This is a genomic window from Paeniglutamicibacter sp., assembly GCF_046714615.1.
Lineage (GTDB): Bacteria > Actinomycetota > Actinomycetes > Actinomycetales > Micrococcaceae > Paeniglutamicibacter.
Genome location: NZ_JBKKAP010000082.1, coordinates 70,872 through 95,966, shown reverse-complemented (window position 1 = coordinate 95,966; position 25,095 = coordinate 70,872). Strand labels below are relative to the sequence as shown.

General features: G+C 65.9%; 19 protein-coding genes. 12 read left to right on the top strand and 7 right to left on the bottom strand.

Annotation, left to right across the window (positions count from 1 at the left end):
- Nucleotides 1-30 precede the first annotated feature (30 nt).
- The 3 genes from ACLQ7E_RS09860 to ACLQ7E_RS09850 are packed head-to-tail and all read left to right on the top strand — an operon-like array spanning nucleotide 31 to nucleotide 3,109.
- On the top strand, nucleotides 31-639 hold the full coding sequence (locus ACLQ7E_RS09860) for a TetR/AcrR family transcriptional regulator (protein WP_411732407.1): 609 nt from the start codon (nucleotides 31-33) through the stop codon (nucleotides 637-639).
- Nucleotides 636-2,210, top strand: a complete 1,575-nt coding sequence (locus ACLQ7E_RS09855; protein ID WP_411732406.1) for an FAD-dependent oxidoreductase — start codon at nucleotides 636-638, stop codon at nucleotides 2,208-2,210. The genes ACLQ7E_RS09860 and ACLQ7E_RS09855 overlap by 4 nt, the downstream gene beginning before the upstream one ends.
- Entirely contained in the window at nucleotides 2,207-3,109 is a 903-nt protein-coding gene (locus ACLQ7E_RS09850; RefSeq protein WP_411732405.1) for a diacylglycerol/lipid kinase family protein, read from the top strand. Before ACLQ7E_RS09855 ends, ACLQ7E_RS09850 begins: the two co-directional genes overlap by 4 nt.
- Nucleotides 3,110-3,486: 377 nt before the next feature.
- Here ACLQ7E_RS09850 and ACLQ7E_RS09845 read toward each other — a convergent pair whose 3' ends face one another.
- Together ACLQ7E_RS09845 and ACLQ7E_RS09840 are read right to left on the bottom strand one after the other, a co-directional pair.
- Nucleotides 3,487-4,281, bottom strand: a complete 795-nt coding sequence (locus tag ACLQ7E_RS09845; protein ID WP_411732404.1) for a CatB-related O-acetyltransferase — start codon at nucleotides 4,279-4,281, stop codon at nucleotides 3,487-3,489.
- A gap of 175 nt (nucleotides 4,282-4,456) precedes the next feature.
- Complete coding sequence (locus ACLQ7E_RS09840) at nucleotides 4,457-5,152, bottom strand: cysteine hydrolase family protein (protein WP_411732403.1); 696 nt, start codon at nucleotides 5,150-5,152, stop codon at nucleotides 4,457-4,459.
- On the opposite strand from ACLQ7E_RS09840, the gene ACLQ7E_RS09835 reads away from it, so the two are divergent.
- Nucleotides 5,151-6,110, top strand: coding sequence for a GlxA family transcriptional regulator (locus ACLQ7E_RS09835; RefSeq protein ID WP_411732402.1), 960 nt, complete (start codon nucleotides 5,151-5,153; stop codon nucleotides 6,108-6,110). The two genes, ACLQ7E_RS09840 and ACLQ7E_RS09835, sit on opposite strands and share 2 nt — an antisense overlap.
- A 168-nt stretch (nucleotides 6,111-6,278) precedes the next feature.
- Here ACLQ7E_RS09835 and ACLQ7E_RS09830 read toward each other — a convergent pair whose 3' ends face one another.
- Nucleotides 6,279-7,148: a VOC family protein gene (locus ACLQ7E_RS09830; RefSeq protein ID WP_411732401.1), complete on the bottom strand. Its 870-nt coding sequence runs from the start codon at nucleotides 7,146-7,148 to the stop codon at nucleotides 6,279-6,281.
- Between the two features lie 181 nt (nucleotides 7,149-7,329).
- Nucleotides 7,330-8,835, bottom strand: coding sequence for a PucR family transcriptional regulator (locus tag ACLQ7E_RS09825; RefSeq protein ID WP_411732400.1), 1,506 nt, complete (start codon nucleotides 8,833-8,835; stop codon nucleotides 7,330-7,332).
- Nucleotides 8,836-9,044: 209 nt separating this feature from the next.
- Between ACLQ7E_RS09825 and ACLQ7E_RS09820 the strand changes: the two genes are divergently transcribed.
- Nucleotides 9,045-10,442 (top strand): MFS transporter, encoded by a 1,398-nt coding sequence (locus ACLQ7E_RS09820; protein WP_411732399.1) that lies wholly within the window; start codon nucleotides 9,045-9,047, stop codon nucleotides 10,440-10,442.
- Entirely contained in the window at nucleotides 10,439-11,437 is a 999-nt protein-coding gene (gene speB / locus ACLQ7E_RS09815; RefSeq protein ID WP_411732398.1) for an agmatinase, read from the top strand. Before ACLQ7E_RS09820 ends, speB begins: the two co-directional genes overlap by 4 nt.
- A gap of 385 nt (nucleotides 11,438-11,822) precedes the next feature.
- Here the strand turns inward: speB and ACLQ7E_RS09810 are convergent, their stop codons facing one another.
- Complete coding sequence (locus ACLQ7E_RS09810) at nucleotides 11,823-12,275, bottom strand: hypothetical protein (protein ID WP_411732397.1); 453 nt, start codon at nucleotides 12,273-12,275, stop codon at nucleotides 11,823-11,825.
- Nucleotides 12,276-13,171: 896 nt separating this feature from the next.
- Here ACLQ7E_RS09810 and ACLQ7E_RS09805 point away from each other — a divergent pair.
- A complete protein-coding gene (locus ACLQ7E_RS09805; protein WP_411732396.1) occupies nucleotides 13,172-14,722 on the top strand; it encodes an FAD-dependent oxidoreductase in 1,551 nt (516 codons plus the stop codon).
- Nucleotides 14,723-14,778: 56 nt separating this feature from the next.
- Here the strand turns inward: ACLQ7E_RS09805 and ACLQ7E_RS09800 are convergent, their stop codons facing one another.
- Together ACLQ7E_RS09800 and ffh are read right to left on the bottom strand one after the other, a co-directional pair.
- On the bottom strand, nucleotides 14,779-15,996 hold the full coding sequence (locus tag ACLQ7E_RS09800; RefSeq protein ID WP_411732395.1) for a hypothetical protein: 1,218 nt from the start codon (nucleotides 15,994-15,996) through the stop codon (nucleotides 14,779-14,781).
- On the bottom strand, nucleotides 15,986-17,539 hold the full coding sequence (ffh, locus tag ACLQ7E_RS09795; RefSeq protein ID WP_411732394.1) for a signal recognition particle protein: 1,554 nt from the start codon (nucleotides 17,537-17,539) through the stop codon (nucleotides 15,986-15,988). The genes ACLQ7E_RS09800 and ffh overlap by 11 nt, the downstream gene beginning before the upstream one ends.
- Nucleotides 17,540-17,654: 115 nt before the next feature.
- Here ffh and ACLQ7E_RS09790 point away from each other — a divergent pair, with 115 nt between their 5' ends.
- The 5 genes from ACLQ7E_RS09790 to ACLQ7E_RS09770 all read left to right on the top strand — a co-directional run bounded on the left by ACLQ7E_RS09790 (nucleotide 17,655) and on the right by ACLQ7E_RS09770 (nucleotide 25,080).
- Nucleotides 17,655-19,079 (top strand): glucose-6-phosphate dehydrogenase, encoded by a 1,425-nt coding sequence (locus ACLQ7E_RS09790; protein WP_411732393.1) that lies wholly within the window; start codon nucleotides 17,655-17,657, stop codon nucleotides 19,077-19,079.
- A gap of 172 nt (nucleotides 19,080-19,251) precedes the next feature.
- Complete coding sequence (locus ACLQ7E_RS09785; RefSeq protein ID WP_411732392.1) at nucleotides 19,252-19,992, top strand: hypothetical protein; 741 nt, start codon at nucleotides 19,252-19,254, stop codon at nucleotides 19,990-19,992.
- Between the two features lie 458 nt (nucleotides 19,993-20,450).
- Entirely contained in the window at nucleotides 20,451-21,476 is a 1,026-nt protein-coding gene (locus ACLQ7E_RS09780) for a 3-oxoacyl-ACP synthase III (RefSeq protein ID WP_411732391.1), read from the top strand.
- Complete coding sequence (locus ACLQ7E_RS09775; protein WP_411732390.1) at nucleotides 21,473-24,061, top strand: alpha/beta fold hydrolase; 2,589 nt, start codon at nucleotides 21,473-21,475, stop codon at nucleotides 24,059-24,061. The genes ACLQ7E_RS09780 and ACLQ7E_RS09775 overlap by 4 nt, the downstream gene beginning before the upstream one ends.
- On the top strand, nucleotides 24,058-25,080 hold the full coding sequence (locus ACLQ7E_RS09770; RefSeq protein ID WP_411732389.1) for an NAD-dependent epimerase/dehydratase family protein: 1,023 nt from the start codon (nucleotides 24,058-24,060) through the stop codon (nucleotides 25,078-25,080). Before ACLQ7E_RS09775 ends, ACLQ7E_RS09770 begins: the two co-directional genes overlap by 4 nt.
- Nucleotides 25,081-25,095: the final 15 nt, after the last annotated feature.

The window sequence follows — 25,095 nt, the reverse complement described above, 5'->3', positions numbered from 1 at the left end:
CCTGGGTCACCATGCGATACAGTGTGACACATGACGTCACAACGTACCAGCATCCCTGGCGACGAGAGCCTTCTGATGGCCACGCGGGCCTCGGTGGTCCTCCATGGGGTGCGCCGCACCACCGCGAACGACATTGCCGAGCGGGCAGGGGTCTCCCGCATGACGTTCTACCGGCGGATGGGCTCGGTGGAGAACGCGGTTCTGGCCACCCTGACCCGGGAATTCCGGACCGCCGCTGCAGATGTCCGCTCCGCCTCCCCCGCCGGCACCGGCCGCGAGGAGCTGGTGCACTTCGCCATCCAGAGCGTGCGGGTCTTCGCCACCTCGGAGCTCCTGGACTCCATTGCCGAGCGCGACCCCGAGTTCCTCATCCCCTACGTCACCGACAGGTTCGGCGCGAGCCAGCGACTCATCCTTGCCCAGCTCGAATCCCTGATTGCCGTGGGACTGGCGGATGACAGCATCGAGGCAACACCCGCCACCGCCACCACGCTGTTGCTCACCTTGCAGGGCCTGGCGCTCTCGGCGCGGCTGCTGCGCAAAACCGGCGCCTTCGAGGAAACGCTCGCGGAGCTCGAGAAGATGATCACCCGCCACCTCACGCCTGCCGGTCCGAACGCGGCGGGGGCCGGGTCATGAGTACGCGGGAGCCGACCTGGATCAACGACGCCACCCGGCGGCGCTCGCTGGAGCACCTGCGCACACACACCGTGGACGTGGCGGTGATCGGCGGCGGGATCACCGGCGCCGGCGTTGCCCTGGATGCAGCAAGCCGCGGGCTCTCCGTGGCGCTGCTCGAATCCCGCGACTTCGGCTCCGGCACCAGCGGCTACAGCTCCAAGCTGATCCACGGCGGACTGCGCTATCTGGCCAAGGGCGATTTCCCGGTGGCCTGGGAATCGGCAGTGGAGCGGAGATGGCTGATGGATTCAATCGCCCCGCACCTCATCCGCCCGCTGGGATTCATCATCCCCGACACCGTTGGCGCGAAGCGCACGGAAACCGCCGCGGCCGGGGTGGGCGTGGTGCTCTATGACCTGCTGCGCCGGGCTTCGGGACTGGGCAGCAACATCCTGCCGCGGCCCCAGCTCCTTTCGAAGCAGGCGGTCGCCGCTTTTGTCCCGGCCCTTGACACTCCGGGGCTGCGCCGCGGGGTGCTCTACTGGGATGGGCAGGTCATCGACGACGCGCGGCTGGTCATGGGCGTGGTGCGCACCGCCGCCGGACTCGGCGCCCACGTGCTGCGCGAGGTGCGCGCCACCGGGATCACCGCCACCTCCGTTCAGGCGACCGACACCCGCAACGGCGAGGCCATGACGGTTCGGGCCCGCACCGTCATCAATGCAGCCGGCGTGTGGGCGGCCGATTTCGATGACAACCTGACCGTGACCCCGAGCCGCGGCACCCACCTGGTGGTGCGTGCCGAGCGCCTGGGCAACCCGCATGCGGCGCACACCGTGGCGGTCCCCGGCCACTTCGGGCGGTACGTGTTCGTGCTGCCCCAGCCCGATTCCGTGGTGTACATCGGGTTGACCGACGAGGAGGACCGCGACGCCGACGGCCACCGCCCCGCCGTTCCTGAACACGACATCGACTTCCTGCTCGATGTCGTCAACCGGGTGCTCGATATCCCGCTGAACCGCGAGGACGTGGTCGGCACCTTTGCCGGGCTGCGGCCGCTGGTGGGCAACGCGCATGCCAACGGACCGGACGGCACCGCGGACATCTCCCGCCGGCACCTGGTGAAGGACGTTCCCGGCGAACCCATCACCGTGGTGGGTGGGAAATTGACCACCTACCGCCGCATGGCGCAGGACGCGGTGGATGCAGCCACTGCGCGACTCGGCGTGGATGCGCCGTGCCGCACCAAAAAGCTTCCGCTGGTCGGTGCCGCAAAACGCACGGCCCTGGCCGAACTCGAGGCACCGGCGCGGCTGGTGGCCAAGTACGGCTCGGAGGCAACCGAAGTGCACCGGCTAGCCGGAGAGCACCCGATGCTGGCCGAACCGCTCTTCGCGGGAACCAAGATCACCGGTGCTGAACTGCTTTTTGCCATTCGCGCCGAAGGGGCAACAAGCGTGGATGATCTGCTGGAGCGCCGTACGCGGCTTTCCCTGGTGCCCGCGGATGCGGCCAAGGCCCGCGTCCGCGCCGAGGAGATCCTGGCGATGGCCACCGAAACCCAATATACGGAAGGGGCAGGCGCATGAAGGCTCCCTCGGGAGGTCCCGCCCTGCTGCTGGTCAATCCGACCTCTGGCCGCGGCCGCGGCCTGAAACTCTGGGAGGAAACCGCCGGGGCCCTGCACGCAGCGGGGTTCACCCCGGTCGTGCATATCACCGAAAGCCTTCAGGAGGCCACCGATCGGGCGCGCGCCGCTGCGGCCGGCTCACTGGTGGCAGTGCTGGGCGGGGACGGATTCCTGGGAGCTGCGGCGGCAGGGGCCAGGGATTCCGGTGCCATCCTGCTGCCCCTGGCCGGAGGCCGGGGCAACGACACGATCCGCCGCCTCGGGCTGGACCTGGACCCGGTCAAGACGGTGAACAACATGGGTCAACTGGTCGTGCGCGAGATGGACCTGGGACTGGTCAACGGGCGCGCCTACTTCGGGGTCGCCAATGTCGGCTTCGACGGCCTGGCCAATGAATACGGGAACAGTGCCCGGATCAACCTCGGACCGTTCGTGTATCTCTACGGCGGGCTGAAGGCGTTCCTTCAATGGCGCAATGTCACCTTCACGCTCGGCGTGGACGGGGTGGAAAGCACCGTTCCCGGGTGGTTCGTCGCCGTGGGCAACGTCGGGCAATATGGCGGCGGGCTCCACATCTGCCCCCAGGCCAAGGTCGATGACGGGCTGCTGGACGTGGTGTCCCTGGGCAAGGCAACAATCCTGGGCGTGGCGTTGACGTTCGTGCGCTCCTACCGGGGAACCCACCTGCGCCAGGAAAACATCGGGTTCACGCGCGGCCGCGAGATCACCATCAGCGCCAGCAAGCCGTTGAACATCTATGCGGACGGGGAAAAGGTCGGCGCGCTGCCGGCAACGATCGGGATCGCACCGGCGGCGGTCAAGGTGCTGGTGCCGGTCGGTTCGCAGGTGTTCGGCTGAACGGGCGGTGGAAGATGCGACCGACGTGAGCCTCGCACGGCCGTCGTTGTCGTGATTGGTTCGTTTCGGGCCGGGGTGGGGAAAAACGAACGTGACTTACCTGTCGTTGCGACTGGGAAAGTGCAACCGAAGAATCCTCTGTGACAAGCGATTCCGGTCCCGTTCGATGGACTCGTTCACGTCGCCCACCAGCTGTCTCAGGGCACGAATGGTCTCGGGGCTGACTTTTGGAGTCTGGTTTTCTGCCTGCTGATTATTCGTCATTTTCTTCAGCCTCCCTCGATGTTTCCACGTTGCCAGCGTGTTCCAGCCGCCCCGGGAATGGATCATGTCGGGCGATGCCGCTTATCGAAACGCATGCCCGACCGCCCTCGGGTTCAGGACACGGCGCGGCTGACCGAGAAATCGGTTTTCGCTGCCAGCTCGCGGCCCGTGAGGACATCGGGTTCGTAGGGCTCGATGGCGCCGGCGTCGATGAGGCCGTTGGCACCGCGGGCGAACTCCCCAGGATCCCTGACATCCAATTGGTTCAGGGCGGTGGGCGAGTAGTTCCACCAGGTGCTGCGAAGCAGCTCGCTGACGGTGTCCTCGTCGAAGCGCTGCCGGATCACCTTGGCGGGCACCCCGCCGACCACCGCATAAGGCGGCACGTCGCGGGTGACGACCGAGTTCGAGGCCACGACCGCCCCGTCGCCGATGGCAACGCCGTGGCCCAGGGTGACGTCCTCCCCGATCCAGACATCGTTGCCGATCGTGACGGGATCCGGCGCGTAGTCGAACTTCCGGTAGGCGGGTGCCTCTCCCCTGTCCCGCTCGAAGGTTTCCATCATGAGCCGGCGATTGTAGAAGACCGGGCTGGTTGAGGCCCATTCGTGCGGATGCCGGGCTCCCATGCCCTTCACGCCCTTGGCGATGGAGGTGTAGCGACCCACCCGGGTCGAGAGCGGCAGCCTCGAATGCGTGTAGGAAAAGGACCCCAGGCTCACCAGATGCCGGCCACTTCCCGCCCAATAGGTGGCGTATGGCTCAAGGCGCAGGTCAGGTGCGAACTTGATCTGGGTTTCCTCGCCGTAGCTGGCACCGGTCGTGTCGATCGACTTGGTCCCGAAACCCATGAAAAATATGCGGTTCGCGATCAGGTGCGGGCGTAGTTCACTCAGGCGTAAATGCATCGTTCGACCCTAGCCGCGGAACCCGGTGGTTTCGTTGGCGTTTGCTGGCAAGACCATGGCCGTGCCATTTGGCATGGTCATGCCCGTGACCCTGCAGCAAGCGCGTTGAAGGAAATCAGGCGTCGACGACGCGATGGATCGGTAGGGCGCACAAAGTGCACGTGCCCCTCAATTGTTAGGCGTTGCCTCTCCCGATGGCGGACGTCATTCCCAGCGATGCCAGCACATCGGCGGTCTCGGTGACCCGGGCAAAGCCATCGCCGTGCAAGTTCACGGCGGTTGCCTTCATCAAATCCTCGGCACTGAGCCGAAGGGGAGGGCCTCCCGCTAGCGATGGTCCTTCCAAGTCAAAGGTCGCCGTTGCATCGAGGGGAACAATCACGTCGAATCCAAGGTTCCCGCCCATGCGTGCGGTGGTTTCGACGCACAGGTTTGTCTGGATGCCGACCACCACGATCGTTGTTATGCCGCTTTCACGGAACCATTGGGCGAGGTCGGGAGTCCCTAGAAAGGAAGAGTTCACCGTCTTGGTGACCAAAAGATCCTCGCGGAGATCTTGTACTTCGGCGATGAGGTCGTTGCCACGGTACCCGCTGCGGAGCGTGGATTGCGGGTGCGTGCTGTCGTGACGGACCTTCACCACCGGCAATCGATGCCCGTTCCACGCCTCCCCCAGCTTCACGATGTTGGCAAGGCCTTCGTAAAGGTTGTGGGAACGGCCCCAGCCAGGGTCGAGGAACCCCTGTTGTACGTCGACAAGAACAAGTGCGGCATTCGAGATATCAAGTGATTCGGTCATGTATTCAGTCAATCGAAATACACGCACCCCCAACAGTGGCAGGAATGCCATGTTCACGTAGAATTCTGCCATGCGTCGGTTTCGGATAGTCATATTGGCATACGAGGGCATGCGCCTCTACGACTTTGCACTCGCCCGGGAGGTGTTCAGCCACCGCCCCGAAATGTCGTCGGCAATATTCGACCTGGAAGTCGTGGGCAGCAAGGCAAAGGTCACCGTGGACGAGGGCCTGGCCGTTTCGTGCACGAGTCTGCAGGATCACACTAGGAGGCCGGACATCATTGTTGTGCCGGGTTCCGAGCAGCGGCTGGGAGACATCGACGCTGCTGAAATCGAATGGCTTCAGGCCCGCGCAGCCGATTCCCGAACGGCGGTGGTCGGGTTGTGTACCGGCGCCTTCGTTCTCGCGAAGGCCGGACTGCTCGACGGGAGGCGCGCCACGACCCACTGGCGCCATGCCGCGCTCCTGGCCACACGTTTTCCAAAGATCATTGGAGTCACCAACGGTTTGTACGCGCAGGACGGCAATATCTGGACATCGGCCGGCGTGACGGCGGGTGCGGATGTCCTGCTGGCGGCGGTGGAGTCGATAGTTGGCGCTGCCACGGCGGACATCATCGCCAGGTCCATGGTGACGCCGCCGCGGCGGCAGGGAAGCCAGGCCCAGTTCGCGCCGGCTTCCAGCAGAACTGTCGTTCACCCCTTTGCGGGACTTGCCGGTGCAATCCAGAACGATCCGGGCAGCCGGTGGACAGTTGATGAATTGGCAAGGCATTCCAAGATGTCGACGCGAACATTTCACCGTCGATTCAAGGAAATCATGGGGGTGGCACCGGGCAAATGGGTCACCGAGGTCAGGCTCCAGGAAGCCCGGATCCTACTTGAAACCACCACCCTCACCATCGAGCGCATTTCACACCAGGTCGGCTTCGGGACTGCCGACCACCTACGCCAGCATTTCACTTCGCATTTCAATCTGACTCCCAGCGTGTACCGGGCAACAATGGGTCCTCGGATGCCGCAGTTGTAACCGTGGGGATGCACAGTCTATATTTTGCACGAAGTACACCGAAGCAGGTTTCATCCGTGCTCGGCTGCACAAGAGGCCATTGCCGTCAGGCACAGACGGCTACACATGCAAAAGGCGGGCCGAGGATGCGCGATATCCCCGGCCCGCTGTCAAGCTGGACGTTCGGTGTTAGCCAACCGCCACGCGCAGCTGGTTGCGCCACGGATCCTCGAAGCGCAGCTCGGCCCCGGTGTGGTGGCTGGAGATCCCGGCAACCGTCAGGCGCTCGGCCAGGGCGCCGACCTCATCGGCGTTCGGCACGGTGATGACGACTTCGCCCAGGCCCAGGGTGTCCTTGCGGGGACCGGCGCCGCGGGAGTTCCAGACGTTCATGGCCATGTGGTGGTGGTAGCCGCCGGCCGAGACAAAGAGCGCCTGGCCGTGGAAGCTGGTGGTCTTGGCAAAGCCCAGGGTGTCGACGTAGAACTTCTCCGCCGTGGCGACGTCGCCGACCTGCAGGTGCACATGTCCGATGCCGGCGTTCGCTGCGGTCAGTCCACTGACGGCAGCCTCGTTGAGGTACTTGTTGAGGTACTCGTTAGGATCCAGGTAGATGGTGTCCATGGCCACGGTGTCGCCGTTCCAGGTCCAGGTGTCGCGCGGGCGGTCCCAGTAAAGCTCGATGCCGTTGCCCTCGGGGTCGTTGAAGTAGAAGGCCTCGGAGACCAGGTGGTCGGAGCTGCCGGTGAACAGCGAGCCGTCGAACTGGGCGGCGGCCAGCACGGTGGCGGCCAGGTCCGATTGGGAGTCGAAGAGCAGTGCGGTGTGGAAGAGTCCGGCTTCGCCGCGGGCCGGAAGGTTCAGGCCCTTGCCGTCGGAGAGGTGGACGAGTTCGAGTCCGCGGCGCCCCAGGGCGGTTCCTGCCGCTCCCTCGGAGAGGACCTCGAGGCCCAGGGCCTTCTGGTAGTAGGCGCTCATCTTCTTCATGTCCCCGACCTTGAGCATGACGGTGCCCATGGCCAGGTCTGCGGACAGTTGATCCTGTGTGGTGACGCTCATGGTGGCTGCTCCTGTTGCGTGATCGGGGGATGACTTGTTCTTGTTTCCAAGTATGACACGCTTTACTTGAAGCTACAACCATCGTGTTCTGTCTACTGGCTCACGTCCCCGTGCGCACGCATGGGGAAACCAACCGGTCCACCTTGTGGACCCCGCTGCGCCAAGGCCGCCCGCTCCGCACCTACTCGCCCCGGGACTGCCCCATGGCCTCATGGACCTGGAAGGCCAGCCACAGCTGCGCCACCGAGGATGTTTCCGCCAAGTCCAGACCGGTGAGTTCACTGATCTTCCTGATGCGATAGATGATGGTTTGCCTGTGAACGAAGAGCAAAGCGGCGACCTTTTGGGCCGAGCGCTGGTTCTCCAGGTAGCTGCGGAGGGTGGCCAGGAACTCGGCCTGGTTCGTGCGGTCGTGCTCGATCACCGGCCCCAGCAGACGCTGGACCAGCGCCTCGCCGTCACGGTGGCCACCGAGCCCAAACCATGATTCGCTTTCCGAATAACCGATCTGCCGCACTCCCCGCGCCGCTGCCTGGCCCAGGGCCCACAGGGATTCGCGCAACCCGCGCTGGATTTCGAAGGAACCGACCGGGGTACTCAGGCCCATGTGCAGCTTCCGATCAAAGACATGCAGCAGCAACTCCTCGGGGCAGTTCTCCGAAATCAGCAGGTGCAGCTTTCCCTCTCCGACCACGCAGATGCTGTTGACCCCGTGGCGCCACAATGCGCGATGCACCTCGGGCAGCCCCGATTCGGCCTGGTCCGGCACCGAAACCATGCGCACGGCACCCGCTGGAATCCCGAAGTCGTCAAGCCTCCGATTCGCCTCGGCCGCCCCTATCCGCGCGTCGAAGGCCTGAAGCAGGAATTCCCCGCCCGAACGGTATTGGCTCTCCATGGAGAGGGCAGAACGCGAGAGCCCCAACCCGAGCACCGTGGCCGCGTGCAGCAACACCACGCCATCGGGCTTGATCTCGGCCCCGGGCAGGACGACCAGCAGTGCATGCGGGTGGGTGGGGATCTCCATGAGCAACATCGAGTCGCCGTCGTCGGCACTCCAGTGGAAGTGCCGGCTTTCCGCCGTGGATCCGGAGCCGATGCGCCGCACCCGGGCCAGCAGGTGTTCGGGCAGGGCGGCGTCACCGGGCTGCCAGGGGTGCAGGCAGCGGCCGTCCACCACGTAGAGTTGGGCGCGGATTTCTTCCCTTATCCCGCCGAGCAACTGGGCCCAGGTTTCCCCCGGCGTGGTTGCCTTTCGCAGCAGATCATAGATGCGTGCCGTCTGCTTGATGCGGCGGGATTCCTCCAAAAGGCTTGCCTCGGCTATCGAACGGGAGATTGCCATGAAGGGCAATGGATAGGGAACCGAGACCAAGGGAAGTGGCAATGAATCGCAGGCCTCAAGAAATTCCTCGGAGAAATCCGGGGCGTGCATCTTCTCCCCAACAGCCAATGCCACTGCCCCTGCGCCCACCAGCGACTTGGCCATCTGGACCTGCGAGGCGGCGTCGCCGGGGATCGACAACCCGTTGGTCATCAGCAGCACACCGGGCGACACCCATTCCCAGAGATTGGGTAGATCCGAGGTGTGCGACCAGGTGATGGCGTGCTCCAGCCCACCTTCGCCGGCCACCAGTTGCAGGCCCAGCTGCGGCTCGGCCAACAGTTCCTTGACGGTCATGGCCATCGCGGGGTTTCCTCCAGGTTTCTCCAGCGACCCGGCGGGAAGTCACCGAATTCAACCACCATCAAACCCGGGTATTCATACAAATGTCTAGTACGAGTCTGCAACGGTTGACAGATGTCGATTGTCGCCGTGACTCAGCTCACGAATGATTGAATTACACCAAAAGGCAGCCCGGACGTCCCGGGCACCATGAGAGAAAAGAGCCCGCAATGAGCACCCCCGTTCGCCTCATTGACGATGCGCCACTAACCCGGTTCCACAAGAAGCTGACCGTGTTTTCCTCCGGCGGCCCCTTCATTGACGGCTACGCGCTGTCCATCATTGGAATCGCCCTGATCACCATGACCCCGGCCCTGGACCTGGGCCCCAAGGAAATCGGCATGGTCGGCGCCGCCAGCCTGGTCGGCATCTTCTTTGGCGGCGGCGTCTTCGGTTGGGTGACCGACAAGGTCGGTCGCCACACCATGTACATCCTGGACCTGATCGCCCTGGCGGTCTTCTCCATCCTCAGCGCCTTCTCCACCGACATCTGGCAACTGGTCCTCTGGCGCTTCCTGCTCGGCGTTGCCATCGGGGCCGACTACCCGATTGCCACCTCGTTGTTGGCCGAGTTCCTCCCCCGCAAGCACCGCGGCAGGCTCCTGGGGGCCACCTTTGTGGTCTGGGCCGTGGGCGCGGCCGCGGCCTTTGCCGTCGGGTTCGCCATGCGCGGCGTGGGGCCGGACGCCTGGCGCTGGATGCTCGCCAGTCCGGCCATCTTCGCCATCATCACCCTGCTCTTCCGCCTGGGCACCCCGGAGTCCCCGCGCTGGCTGCTCTCCCGCGGCCGGGTCGACGAGGCACGCACCGTGATCAAGAAGGTCTACGGCGACGACTACGACGTTGAATCCCTCGGCGAAGACGAGGACAGCGGCAAGCGCGCAGCGGCCTTCACCGACATCTTCAACAAGAAGTTCTGGCGCCGCACGCTCTTTGTCTCCATCTTCTGGACCGCCCAGGTCATCCCGCTCTTCGCCGTCTACACCTTCGCCCCGGAGCTGCTCTCCTCGTTCGGCATGGACGGGGACGCCAACCTCTACGGCGGTTCACTGCTGATCTCCCTGCTCTTTGTCGTCGGCGGCATCCCCGGCCTGTGGCTGGTCGAACGCATCGGACGGCGCAAGCTGCTGCTGTGGTCCTTCGGAATCATTGTCCTGGCACTGGCCGCACCGGCCTTCATCCCCGGCGTTGGCCCCAAGACCCTCTTCACCGCACTGGCCGTTTTTGCCCTGGCCTCCGGTGCCTCCAGTTTCCTGGAGATCGTGTACCCCAATGAACTGTTCCCCACCGAGATCCGCGCCACCGCAGTCGGCTTCGGCACGGCAATCAGCCGCGTGGGCTCGGCGGCCAGCACCTACCTCATGCCGGTGGCCATCATCAGCTTCGGCGCTTCCGGCGCCCTGCTGATCGGCGCCGGAATCTCCCTGGTGGGCCTGGCCGCAACCTTCATCCTGGCCCCCGAAACGGCCAACCGCTCCCTGGCCGACATCTCAGGGGACGGCAACAAGAAACACACCACGACCAACGGCAAGACCGAAGAAACCACCGTCAAAGGAACACTCGTATGAGCAAGCACCAGCCCGTCGGCCCCGTTGAGGCCACCAAGGTCCCGCGGTTCGCAGGACTTGGAACCTTCGCCCGCCTCCCGCAGATCGACGCCGTCCCCGACTACGACATTGCAGTGCTCGGAGTGCCATTCGACGGAGGCACCTCTTTCCGCCCCGGTGCCCGCTTCGGGCCGGCCGCGGTTCGAGAAGCCTCCCGCCTGCTGCGCCCCGGCTACCACGTCGAACTCGACGTCACCCCGGTCGAGGCTGTCCAGGTGGTCGATGCGGGAGACGTGGCCTGCACGCCGTACGACATTGGCAAGGCCGTTGAACAGATCGAGGAGCAGGCCCTTCCCTTGCTGGCCAAGGACAAGCGCGTCATCGCGATCGGCGGGGACCACACCATTGCCTTGCCGATGCTGCGGGCGGTCAACAAGATCCACGGACCGGTCGCGCTGCTGCACTTCGATGCACACCTTGACACCTGGGACACCTACTTCGACGAGCCGATCACCCACGGCACGATGTTCCGCCGGGCCTTCGAGGAGGGCCTGTTGATCGAGGACAAGTCGATGCATGTGGGCATCCGTGGCCCGGTCTACGACCAGGACGACTTCCTGCGCGACCACGAGTTCGGCTTCCAGATCATCCGCTCCACGGACATCGACGACATCGGCGTGCAGGCGGCAATCCAGAAGGTGCGCGAACGGCTCGGCGACACCCCGGTCTACCTGTCGGTCGACATCGACGTATTGGACCCGGCCTTCGCCCCGGGCACCGGCACCCCGGAAATGGGTGGCCTGCATTCCCGCGAGCTGCTGCGCCTCCTGCGCGGGCTCAACGGCATCAACATCGTCGGCGCCGACGTGGTGGAGGTCGCTCCGGCCTACGACCACGCCGACATCACCTCGCTGGCAGCGGCCACCGTGGTCTTCGACATGATGGGCCTGATGGTCAACTCCGGCAACCTGCGCACGACCCGGGACGAGCAGGTCCTCGAGGGAGCCACAGCCTAGAATCACCAACGCTCAACCCCGAAACCCAACACTGTCCGGGCAACGTTTCGTCCGTTGCCCGGACCGCTGGATTTTCTGCGCGAATCCGGACAACCGTTCAAGCGAACAACCACCGACAAGCGTGGGCGGGAGAACCGCATCCGAGCCTTCCCGCCTCAATAGTGAACTGCCCTCGGAATCCAGGCCTCTGTGCCAGCGGCAAGGCCATCGGGGTCCTTCCCCTGGATGAGCACCGGATCAGGCAACATTCCGGGTACGCAAAATGGGTGCGGATCCCAACGTGGAATCCGCACCCATTTTCACCATTCCTCAGCCATTAGTCACCGTTCGTTCAAGCGGGACTGCACTTCAATCACCTAGCTGAAGCTACTATCTGGCTTGGACCTTAGCTGTCGTCGTTGCCGAAGTCGCCCGCGTTGGACTGCTCGACACGGCCACCGGAGTTTCCGTATTGGCCCTCTGAGGAGTCACTCGAACCCTGTTCGCTGCCGAAGCTGCCCGAGTTGGACTGCTCTTCACCGCTTCCGGAGTTTCCGTACTGACCCTCCGAAGAACCGCTCGAACCCTGGTCGCTGCCGAAGCTGCCCGAGTTGGATTGCTCTTCGCCACCGCCGGAGTTGCCGTATTGACCCTCCGAAGAACCGATCGAACCCTGCTCGCTGCCGAAGCCACCGGACTGCTCGTCACTGCCACCGGAATTGGCGTACTGACCCCCCGAAGAATCGCCGGAGCCCTGGTCGTTGCCGAAGTCGCCTGAATCGGCTTCCCCGCCCATCAGGTTTTGGTCCTCGTTGTCGCTTTGGTTTCCGAACCGTCCGGAGTAGTTTTCATCAGACATGATTTTCTCCTTGCGGTCTTCCGCCCCTGTCCTAGCGGGATGACAAGACCCAATGTTACGACTCAATAACGCGGTCGCAAGCTTTTTCCACGCAACTTCGTAAGTTCGTCAATTTACGTAAAACCGCACAACGTGTGTGATGAACGGTGGAATCCGGTGTTGCTCGGCTCGGTGAAACTAAGAACTCAAGCGTCCACAGAGGTGCTCTCCGCGCCGATTCCTGCCGATTGCCGGAGAAGACTGATTCGCGATGCAAGATCATTAGAGCTTTGCAGGAAAGCCATTATGGTCGAGTTGCAAGACCCGGCCAGGGAACCATGACAGGTTTGTCCGCGGAGGTCATGATCTGCATTCACGGGCGCTGCCAGCAGACGCCTGAGGCTCCCTGAACCCCGAACTATTTGCCAATGTTCAATATTAAATGTTCGCATTCCGTCTCGGACGCTCTTCTCGCTCTGTTCCGAAACCGATTGGCGGGCATTGAAAGGTGGTGGCGCACGACCCGCTAAAGGCCGGTGAGCCATTGAAAATTCGACCACGGCGATCTCAAGGGTTTTGTGGCTCGCCGAGTTTCCCGGCTTGATCCGTCGGGCCATGCGAGACGGCCGTCCCGCAAGGCGCCACTGGCGTGGATGCTCCGGCTCTTCTTGGGCCACCGTCCTGCACAAATCCGTCCATCGGATCGCCGGTTACGGCGGCCCACGATGGGTCGAACGATCCGCATATCGAAAGTCTGGCTGGCCCGTGGCGACATCCTCCATCGAGTGCTCGATGCACTGGTTGCCGGTGTCGCGACCGTTTCTATGCCGACCTGGGTCCCGTAGACTCGGCGGCGAACGGTGCCCCCCTGAAGCGGCCAGCCAAAGGGTCGACCGGCAAACTCCAAGGAGCAAGTCATGGACTCGATATGGCTGGACCCCCGACCCGGGATAGCAACCGACCCCTTTGTCCCCGGCGAGCAATTTGATGCGGTGGTGGCAGGCGCCGGCCTGACCGGCTTGGTCAGCGCCCTGCTGCTCAGCCACGCGGGATTGCGCGTGGCAGTCGTTGAATCGCGGTTCGTGGGCGCCGGGACCACCGGGCACACCACGGCAAAGCTCAGCCTGCTCCAAGGCACCACCATGCAGGACATCCGCAAGAACTTCTCCGCCGAGGTCGCCCACGCCTATGTGGAGGGGAACCTCGAAGGGCAGGCATGGCTCCGGAACTACCTGGACGAAAACGCCGTCGCCCACCAATCACGGGACGCCTTCACCTATGTGTTGGGCGCCGCGGGACTCGAGGCGCTCGAAGCGGAGGCCGTGGCCAGCCGCGAGGCGCACCTGGAGGTCCGCCTGCTCGAGGAACCTGACATCGGGCTCCCCTACCCGGTCGCCGGCGCACTTACCTTGTCCGACCAAACCCAGTTCGACCCCGTATCGGTATTGGCCGCACTCTGCACCGACCTGCGCAGGCGCGGAGCCAAGGTGTTCGAGGACACCCGCCTAACGGGGTCCAGCCATTCGGCGCCGCTACAGCTCACCACCACCCGGGGCGCGCTTGGCGCCGATACCCTCATTCTGGCCACCGGCACACCGGTGCTTGACCGCGGCGGATACTTTGCCAAGCTGGAACCGTCGCGTTCCTACCTCGCGGCCTACACGGGATCCCCGGACGCCCAACCATTTCCCGAAGGCATGTATTTGTCCATTGACAGCCCCGGCCGTTCGCTGCGCACCGCAACGAGCAACGGAAAGCCCGTGTTGCTGGTGGGAGGCAACGGCCACCCGGTCGGCGCCGGTGCCCCGCGCGAAGCCGCCCGGGACCTGGACCGCTGGGCCAGGGAGAACTTCGCCCTTGCCGAACGCACGCATGCCTGGTCGGCCCAGGACTACCGTTCGGTCAATGCCGTGCCGTTCGTGGGACGGATGCCGCGCGGCAGCGGAAGGATCCATGTCGCCACCGGATACAACAAGTGGGGCATGACCAACGCGGTGGCGGCCGCACTGCGCCTCTCGGCCTCGATCATTGGCGGCGAGACCCCGTGGGGCGCGGTGCTGGGCCACCGCACCTCGGGCGCCGCGGCGCTGGCGGAGACCGGAAAATTCAACGCCGGCGTGGCCAAGGGGCTCGTGAGCGGCTGGGCGCACGCCCTGACCGGCACCGAGCCCGCGCCGGAGCACTCCGCCACCGACGAAGGCCGGGACACGGGCCCGGAACCGCGCACAGGGGAACCCGAGGGCCGGGTGGTCCACGAGGGTTTGCACCCAGTGGCCGTCTCCACCGTTGAGGGGCGCACCTGTCGCGTCTCGGCGGTGTGCACACACCTGGGCGGGATCCTCACCTGGAACGACGAGGAACTTTCCTGGGACTGCCCGCTGCATGGCTCGCGCTTCACGCCCTCGGGCACCGTGATCGAGGGGCCGGCGACCAGCGACCTGAAGCCGGCGGACCACGACGGGGTCTGACGGGCGTGACCCCGGGCGGGGTCCACGTGGCGTGACCCGCCGGGAAATATTGTTTTCTAGCTGCCGGACCGTCGCGCCCGGACCAACCGCCAGACACCGACCCCGATGTTGGATAGCGCGTCAAGACCCCAGAGCCCGGCAATGAGTGCCACGGCCCAGAACGGCAGCCAGGGCTGCTGCCAGTCGGTGAGCACAGCCAGCGCCACGGCAACCAGCGCCTCGACCACTCCCCAGATCACCTGGGTGCGCGGGCGCCAGGCCAGGACGTTGAAGAACTTGCGGATGCCCGTGGCCGCGCGCGCGTCGGCGCCCATTGACTTCGCGATCGTTCCGCCCAGGCCGCGGGGCGCCACCAACGTTGCAGATTCCGGCAGGTCGCCTTCCTCGGCGTAGTCGGCCAGGGAGGCCGAGCGGCCAAAGATTTCCAGCACCGTGCGCAGCTTGTCGACCGACCCGCTGCCGGAGAGTGCCTCGTTGAGCTGGGTGATCACGTCCTGGCCGATGCCGTATTCGGACAGCTGGGCAATCGACTCCAGATCCGGCGCCAGCCATTCTTGCGTGAGGAAGTCGGCGACTTCTGCCGCCTTGGTGCCGGGAACGGCATCCAGCACCGGCCGGGCGGCCACGGACCAGCCGTGCCCGAAGCCCGGGTAGCCGTGGAGCTTGCGGTTCTGGCCCTCGAACCAGAAGACCATGGAAAAGCGCGGGCCAAGACGGGAGAGCATGATGGCGGGAAAGGTGGACTTGGACAGCATGATCTCGGGCATGTAGCCCTCGTGCACCGCCACATCCCCGTGCTCGGTGGTGAAGTGGTGCCAGGCGGTCTTGGTGGCCCCGGCAAAGAGCGCCACCTCGGATTCCTTGAACGATCCCAGCAACACCGAGCGTCCGCCGGTCGGGTGTTCGAGTCCCTCGTCCGCGACGGGCTCCCCGCTCTCGGCGTCGACCCCGTCGAAGTCGGCGTAGCGCGCGCCGGTCCCCCGCTTCAGGGCGATGGCGAATCCCTCGATCTGCTGCCCGAAGGCGATCTCCCCCGACGCGTCGGCCATGACGATGAACCCCTCGGGGTTCACCGCCACCACCATCTCGATCACCGAGAGCTTGCCCCAGGAGACAGGTTCGGCCAGCAGGGAAATGCTTTGGCGGGCGCGCAGGGTGTCCTGGATGCGCAGGTGGGCCTGCAGCCCTGAGGGCTCATCGAAGATGAGTGCCATGGAGGCGATCAGCCACTCGGGCTTCCCGCCTCCTGCTGGCTCCTGGGGGCTACTTGCCAAGGAACTTCTCAAACCCCTTCGGCAAGTTCAGTTCCGCGGGGTCGAAGTCCTTGGTGCCGGCGCCGAAGGCGGCCCCGGACGGGGTCTTGACCTTGTTGGCCTCTGCAGCCGCAAGCTGCGCAGCCTTGGCCGGGTTGCCGAACTTCTGGGTCTTCTTCTTGGCGCCCCCCTTGGCACCCTTCTTGGCGCCGCCGCGGCCGCCGGGCATGCCCGGGATGGCACCGCCGGAGGCCAGCTTCTTCATCATCTTCTGGGCCTCGACGAAGCGCTCAAGCATCGAGTTGACCTCGGAGACGTGCACGCCCGACCCCTTGGCGATGCGGGCGCGGCGCGAGCCGTTGATGATCTTCGGGGCCACGCGCTCGTGCGGGGTCATCGAGCGCACGATGGCCTCGATCCGGTCCATCTGCGACTCGTCGAACTGCTCGAGCTGCTGGCGGGAGATCTGCGATCCGGGCATCATGCCCAGGATCTTCTTCATCGACCCCATCTTGCGGATCTGGGCCATCTGGGCCAGGAAGTCATCGAGGGTGAAGTCCTCGCGGTCGGCGAACTTCTTCGCCATGCGCTCGGCTTCGCCCTTGTCCCAGTTGGCCTCGGCCTGTTCGATCAGGGTGAGGATGTCACCCATGTCCAGGATCCGGGAGGCCATGCGGTCCGGGTGGAAGATCTCGAAGTCATCGAGGTTCTCGCCGGTGGAGGCGTACATGACAGGCTTGCCGGTGACCGAGGCGACCGAGAGGGCCGCACCGCCGCGGGCGTCGCCGTCGAGCTTGGTGAGCACCACGCCGGTGACGCCGACGCCGTCGTTGAATGCCTGGGCGGTGTTGACCGCGTCCTGGCCGATCATGGCGTCGATGACGAAGAGGACCTCGTCCGGGTTGACCGCGGCGCGGATGTCCGCTGCCTGCTGCATCATCTCGGTGTCGATGCCCAGGCGTCCGGCGGTGTCAACGATGACCACGTCGTACAGCTTGGTGCGTGCCTCGGCGACGCCGTCGCGGGCGACCGCCACCGGATCGCCCGTGGAGGCCTCGAACTCGGAGGATACGCCGGGGTGCGGTGCGTACACCGGCACACCGGCACGTTCGCCGTTGACCTGGAGCTGCTTGACGGCGTTGGGGCGCTGGAGGTCACACGCCACCAGCAGCGGGGTGTGGCCCTGGGCCTTGAGGTGCTTGGCGAGCTTGCCTGCCAGGGTGGTCTTGCCCGCACCCTGCAGGCCGGCGAGCATGATGACGGTCGGGGCGACCTTGGCCAGGTTCAGCCGGCGGGTCTCCCCGCCCAGGATGCCCACGAGCTCCTCGTTGACGATCTTGACGATCTGCTGGCCCGGGTTCAGCGAGGACGAAACCTCTTCGCCCAGGGCGCGTTCCTTGACCTGGGCCACGAAGGCGCGGACCACCGTGACGGCGACGTCGGCGTCAAGCAGGGCACGGCGGATCTCACGTACGGTGCCGTCGATATCGGCCTCGGTAAGCCGTCCCTTGCCGCGGAGGTTCTTGAAGGTGGATGTCAGGCGGTCGGAGAGTGAATTGAACACGTGCCGTGCACTTCTTTCGTTGTGGGCGTTAGGCGCGGTCTAACCCGCTGGACTCAACATCCAAGATTACCAACAACACGCCCCTGATTTCTCAACACGTGGCAGTCTTGGACATGTGAACCTTGATTCAGGCGGACAGACCGGCACCCACGTAACCACATTATTGATCCTTGGCGCCTCCGGGGACCTGACCGGAAGGCTCCTGCTTCCGGGCCTGGCCAGGCTCATTGGCTCGGGCCGCGCCTCGGGGCTGGAGCTGGCGGGCGCCGGCGGCCCGGGCTACTCGCAGGAGAAATGGCAACAGCGTGTCAACGAGGTCTGCGAAAAGGCGAAGCAGCATGCCACGGGCCCGGGCAGCACCGAACTCGACAAGATTGCCGCGGACACCCGCTTCACCGAACTCGACGTCACAAAACCCGGTGAATTGGCCAAGTTGGTGAACTCCCTTCAGGGCCCGGTGGCCCTCTACTTCGCACTTCCCCCTGCCGTGAGCCAGAAGGCCTGCGAGGTCCTGGAACCCGGGGAGCTGCCCGAGACCACGCTGCTGGTCATGGAAAAGCCCTTTGGCTCCAACCAGCAATCCGCGCAGGAACTGAACCGGACGCTGATCCGCCTGGTCCCTGAGGAGAACATCCACCGGGTCGACCACTTCCTGGGCAAGGGCACGGTATTCAACATCCTGGGCCTGCGCTTCGCCAACCGGCTGCTCGAACCCCTGTTCACCTCCGAGCACGTGGAGAAGATGGAAATCTTCTACGACGAGGAACTGGCCCTAGAGGACAGGGCCGGCTACTACGACGGTGCCGGGGCGCTGCGCGACATGATCCAGTCGCACCTTTTGCAGATCCTGGGCCTGCTGACCATGAACGCGCCGGCGACACTGAAGGAACGCGACGTGCGCGACCACCTCGGCTCGGTGCTCCGCGCCACCGCCCTGGCCGGGAACCCGGCCGATTCCACGCGCCGCGCCCGGTACACCGCCGGCACCTCGAAGGGCCGTCCGGTGCCGGACTACGCCAGTGAAAAGGGCGTGGAACCGGCACTGCAGACCGAGACGCTGGCCGAGGTCACCCTGAACATCAACAACTCGCGCTGGGCCGGGGTCCCGTTCATCCTGCGCGCCGGCAAGGCGCTGGGCACCGCACGCAAGGAAGCGATCATCACCTTCCGCCCGGTCTCCCACCTGCCCACCGGCTTCAAGGGCACCGACGAACCCACGAGGCTTCGAATCGGCTTCGGCCCCGACACCCTGACGCTGGACCTTGACGTCAACGGCCCCGGCGACCTCTACACCCTGGACCGCGTCGCCATGGCAGCGGAACTGAACTCGCCTGACCTATTGCCCTACGGCGAAGTCCTCCTGGGGGTGCTTTCCGGGGACCCGACGCTGTCGGTGCGCGGGGACACCGCGGAGGAATGCTGGCGCATTGTCGACCCGATCCTCACCGCCTGGGCCGACGACGCGGTGCCGCTTGACGAGTACCCGGCCGGCGGCAACGGACCTGCGGGTTGGGACACCAACTGCACGCTGAAAGCCTGACGGACAGGAGCAAGGTCGCTCGCGCGGGTTTCGCCTTGGCTGTTCGCGCGCGGGCGCTGGAACGGCAAGTCGATGGCCGGCGCCGTGCGGCCAGGGGACCCACGGCCTGGGCCCGCCACAGGGCCGGATTCGCTTACATTGACTTGCCGCGGGACGTTGCTATGGTGAGGCCATGTCGGCCATCAACGATTCCGGTCAGCTTAAGCGGACTGTTCGCCCCCGAAGGGCGTCAATCATTTGGTTCCTCGCAGCGGCTGTCCTGTTTCTGGCCTCGGCTGCGCTTCAGCTCGCTGCCTCACTTCAGCGATGGGTCGTGTTCAGCGGCTCGCGCTCACCCGAGGACACCTCGGTCGAAGACCATCTCTATGATTACTCCTTCCCGTTTGATCCTTGGGAGAGCATCGGGACGGCGGCCCAGTTCTTCGGAGTAGGCGTTCTGATCCTGGCGCTCGGCGTCCTTGCTATGGCGTTCGGCGTCCTGGGCCTGCCGGGTGCGGCTGGCAGTCGCAGCGTCATCGAGATCGTCCTTGCCATCCTCGTCGCCGCCTCGTTCATTATGCACGGAACGCATGCCCTCGTCTCGGGGGTCACTGGTGCCCCGTCGGAGCTGCAAAACACCATGTGGCTGATCAGGACGCAGCTCTTGGTCGGGCTTGCCAGCCTGATTGCCCTTGCGTCACTGTGGGCGTCCAGGTTGCGGGCGGCCATGGCCGCATGCCTGTTCCTGCTCGGATCAACCATTGTGGGTGAAATCGTGGCCAATTTCATGATCGCACCCATGATCGCCGGCGGTACTTCGCACGACACGACCCGATGGTCGGAGACTGTAATCGCGGCCTCGACGGCCGCAGCCGCAGTATCCATGCTGTACGCCATCAAGACGGTGACACGTCGCGGAGCGAGTTCCGCCTAAATGCCCGATTCGCGGGAGGCACGCCGCCAGCGAATCGGGCATATTCCCTCGCCCAGGGAACGCACCCATTGAGGCCTTCGCGCGAAGCCCCTCCCCCTGCTATTCGGGGGAAATCCTCAATGCCTGTACTGACCGAATGGCGCGCTGCGTTCCAAGCTGCACCAGCACCGTCCCGTCTGCGCTTGGCTCTTAGGGAAACCGGTACCGGAGGTTGTCCGAGCGGTCGTCGGGCACGGAACCCGGCGATTCGCCCCCGCTGCGCATGGTTTTCCGGCGAGGGGAAGGCCTTGCGTGGCCACGCCACCGGCGCCATGTGGCGCGCCCGTGTGTGCCCCGGGCACACCAAGGGAATACGGTAGGACAAGGACATTTTTAATCGTTGGACCTTGCGATGGATCCGACGTCCGTATTCTTCGCGCCCGACACCGGCACGACGGCCCCGACACAAAGGCTAGATTTTGAACGGCAATGCAACGTTTCGGCACCACAATTCGGCACTTTTGGCCGTCACCAGTGTGCAGGCCCCGGTGGTCATGACCTCCGGGGAATTCGACGAACGTCTGGCCCCCAGCCTCAAGCGCCTGCGCCTGTCGAAAAAGCTGTTGGAGCGTGTTGCCGGCGTGATGGAACGCCGCTGGTGGTCCGAGGGGACCAGCTTCGACGATGCTGCCGTCGAGGCCGGCGGCAAGGCCATGGCCGAGGCCGGAATCGAGCCCGGCCAAATCGGCCTGCTGATCAACACCTCGGTGACCCGCCGCAACCTGGAGCCCTCGGTGGCGTCCAAGATCCACCACGACCTGGGGCTCCCCTCCTCGGCCATGAACTTCGACGTGGCAAACGCCTGCCTGGGCTTCGTCAACGGCATGACACTGGCCGCAAACATGATCGACTCCGGGCAGATTAAGTACGCACTGGTGGTCGCCGGTGAGGACGCCCAGCCCACCCAGGAAACCACGTTCCGCCGGCTCAATGCCGAGGACTCCACCCGCGAGGACTACCTGCGGGAATTCGCCACACTGACCCTGGGCTCGGGTGCCGCCGCCGCGGTGATCGGCCCGGCCGACGCCCACCCCAGTGCCCACCGCATCGTTGGCGGCGTCAGCCGCGCCGGAACCGAGCACCACAAGCTGTGCGTAGGCGGACCCTCCGGCATGTACACCGACACCAAGGGACTGTTGGACAACGGCCTGGAATTGGTCGTCGATGCCTGGGATGAGGCCCACCAGGCCGGCTGGAACTGGAAATCCATGGATCGCTACGTGACCCACCAGGTTTCCAATTCCTACACCAACGCCATCATCAAGGCCGTCGGCCTGGTCCGTGATCGGGTGCCCATCACGTTCCCCAAGTGGGGCAATGTCGGGCCGGCCTCGCTGCCGATGACGCTTTCCCAGGAAGCCAAGACCCTGAAGCCCGGTGACCGGGTGCTGTGCATGGGGGTTGGCTCCGGGCTGAACACCGCCATGATGGAGCTTGCCTGGTGACCGAGATCTTCCCCGGCGTTGATGCCCGGTACTCCCGCCGTGTCATGGTTCCCTCCACCACTGCCGTGGACGCACCTGACACCAGCCACCAATGGCACCTGCTTGACAATGAATCCGAGCTGGCGGCCAAGGGCATCACGCCGGTCGGCACGCTGCTGTGTGTGCACGGCAACCCCACCTGGTCTTACCTGTGGCGCAGCCTGCTGCAGCACGTGGCCACCCACGACCTGCCCTGGCGCGTGGTGGCAGTGGACCAGCTGGACATGGGCTTCTCCGCGCGCACCGGCGTGTTCCGCCGGCTCTCGGACCGGGTCAATGACCTCTCCGATCTCACGGCCGCCTTGGAAATCACCGGGCCGGTGACCACCGTGGGGCACGACTGGGGCGGAATCATCTCCCTGGGCTGGGCCTTGGCACACCAGGACCAGCTGGCCAACGTGGTGCTCACAAACACCGCGGTGCACCCGGCCGGATACGAATTGCCCGCCGCGCTGCGCCTGGCCTCCCACCCCGCCGTCCACGGCTGGGGCACCAAGAGAACCGACGCGTTCCTGCGCACCACCCACTCCCTGGCCCAGCCAGCCCTGGAGCCCGCCATCCGCAAGGCCTTCATGGCCCCTTACGTCAACGCGGCCAGGCGCACGGGCGTGGCAAACTTCGTTGCCGACATTCCCTTCACCGAAGACCACCCCAGCCGGGGCACGCTCAATGCAATCGCCGAGGGCATCCGCACCCTGAAGGTTCCCGCACTGCTGCTGTGGGGCCCCAAGGACCCGGTCTTCTCGGACCGCTACTTGCGGGACCTCATGGACCGGCTGCCCCAGGCGGACGTGCACCGCTTTGAGGGAGCCGGGCACCTGCTGCCCGAGGACCGCGACATTGCCACCCCCGTCTTTGACTGGCTCGGCCAGGCCAAGACCTCGGACACCGCCGACCGCGCCGAGGCACTGACCGATTACCGGCCCATGCTCGCCGAACTCGATGAACGCACCGCAGACACCGGCACCGCAGTGGTGGACATCAATCCGGCCGGCTCCCTGTCCTGGGCCGAACTCGGCACCCGGGTCAACTCCCTGGCGCACGGCCTGGCCGGGATCGGGGTCAAGCCCGGGGACCGGGTCAACCTGCTGGTGCCCCCGGGCATTGAATTGACCTCGCTGATCTACGCCTGCCTGCGCCTGGGCGCAGTGATTGTCGTGGCCGACGCGGGCCTGGGCACCAAGGGACTGGGACGCGCCATCCGCGGCGCCGGGCCCGGCTACCTCATTGGAATCGACCGCGCGCTGACCGGCGCCAAGTTCCTGGGCTGGCCCGGAACCCGGATCGCCGTCGAGGACATGCCCGCGGCCAAGCGCAAGCTGCTCGGCGTGGCACACACCGTGCCCGAACTGCTCGAGGCCGGCACCTCCGCCGCCCAGGGGCACCACGCGTTCGCCCCGGCGGACCCCGATGCCGACGCCGCGGTGCTCTTCACCTCCGGCTCCACCGGCCCGGCGAAGGGTGTCGTGTACACGCACCGGCAGCTGGCGGCAATGCGCGACACGCTGCGCGTTACCTACGACCTGAAGGCCGGTTCGGCGCTGGTGGCGGGGTTCGCCCCGTTCGCGCTGCTCGGCCCCGCGTTGGGTGCCACCTCGGTGACCCCTGACATGGATGTCACCGCCCCGCGCACGCTCACCGCCGCGGCATTGGCCGATGCCGCCGCAGCCGTGGACGCCACCACGGTGTTCGCCTCCCCCGCCGCCCTGGCCAACGTCCTGGAAACCGCCGCGGAGCTGGATGCACCGCAGCGCGAAACGCTGGGGCGCATCTCACTTCTGCTTTCGGCCGGGGCACCGATCCCCGAGCCGCTGCTGGCCAAGGTCCAGGACCTCGTGCCCGCTGCCCGCGTGCACACCCCCTACGGGATGACCGAGGCCCTTCCGGTCACCGACATCGACCTGGCAGGCATCCGTGCCGCCGGTGCCGGCAACGGCGTCTGCGTGGGCAGGCCTGTCGCCGGGGCACAGGTGGCGATCGCGCCGCTGGACGCCGACGGGACCGCGGGCAACGAGCCACAGACCACCGCAAACCTCACCGGTGAAATCCTGGTGCGCGCCCCGCACGTGAAGGATCGCTACGACAGGCTCTGGATCACCGAACGGCTCAGCACCTCGATCCCGGGCTGGCACCGTACCGGGGACGTGGGGCATCTGGATGACGGCGGACGGCTCTGGGTCGAAGGCAGGCTCGGGCACGTGCTGAACACCTCCGCCGGGCCCCGGACCCCTGTCGCCGGCGAGCAGGCGGCGGAATCCGTGCTGGGCGCCGGACGTGCGGCGCTGGTCGGCGTCGGTCCCGCGGGCACCCAGGCCTCCGTGGTGGTCATGGAGACTGTGCCACGCGCCCGCCGCGCGGCTCCGGCACCGGAGGCCCTGGCCCAGGCGGTGCGCGCCGCCGTCGCCGGCACCGGGACCGAGGTCTCCGCGGTGCTGGTGGTTCCCGAATTGCCCACCGACATCCGGCACAATTCCAAGATCGACAGGGCTGCCCTGGCCGCCTGGGCCACCACCACGCTGGCAGGCGGAAGGATCCGCAACCCATGAGCACCGAACCGACCCCGGACGCCGGCCGACGCGTGCTGGTGACAGGTGCCAGCGGGCTGCTCGGCGGGGCCGTGGCATCGCTGCTGCGCACCAAGGGGCACCGGGTACGCACCTTCCAGCGCCGGGCCTCGGCGGGCGCCACCGACGAGGTGCTGGGCTCGCTGACGGATCCTGCCGCGGTGCGCCGGGCCGTTGAGGGCATGGACGCGGTCATCCACCTGGCGGCGAAGGTCTCCTTCACCGGTTCCTGGCACGACTTTGTGGCAACCAACATCACCGGCACCAAGACCCTGCTGGAAGCAGCCCGCGAGGCGGGCGTCAGGGACTTCGTGTTCGTCTCCTCCCCCTCGGTGGCCCACTTCGGCGAACCGCTGGAGGGCGCAGGGGCAGGTGTCGCGGATCCCGACCGCGCCCGCGGGAACTATGCCCGGTCCAAGGCGGCGGCCGAGCTCAGCGCACTGGCACTGGACGCACCGGGCTTCCGGGTCGCTGCCATCAGGCCGCACGTGGTGTGGGGACCGGGCGACACCCAGCTGGTGGAACGCGTGATCGAGCGGGCCGCCGGCGGAAGGCTTCCGCTGCTCGATGGCGGGGCCGCCCTGATCGACACCACCTACATCGACAATGCAGCCGGTGCGATCGTGCGCGGGCTCGAGCGCATGGAACACGCCCACGGACGGGCACTGGTGGTCACCAACGGCGAACCGCGTCCGGTGGGCGAACTCATTGCCGGGATCTGCCGCGCCGGCGGCGTTCCGGCACCGCGGGTGAGCGTCCCGGGCTGGCTGGCCCGTGCCGCGGGCTCTGTCATCGAGCGGGCCTGGAAGGCCGCCGGGGCACGAAACCTGGTTCACGACGAGCCACCCATGACCAGGTTCCTGGCCGAGCAGCTGTCCACCGCGCACTGGTTCGACCAGCGCGAGACCCGCGAGGTGCTGGACTGGGCGCCTGAGGTCGGCATCGACGAGGGCCTGAGGCGCCTTGCCGCCCACTACGGCGGAACCGCTCCCGGGCAGTAGATTCCCCCGCCGGTC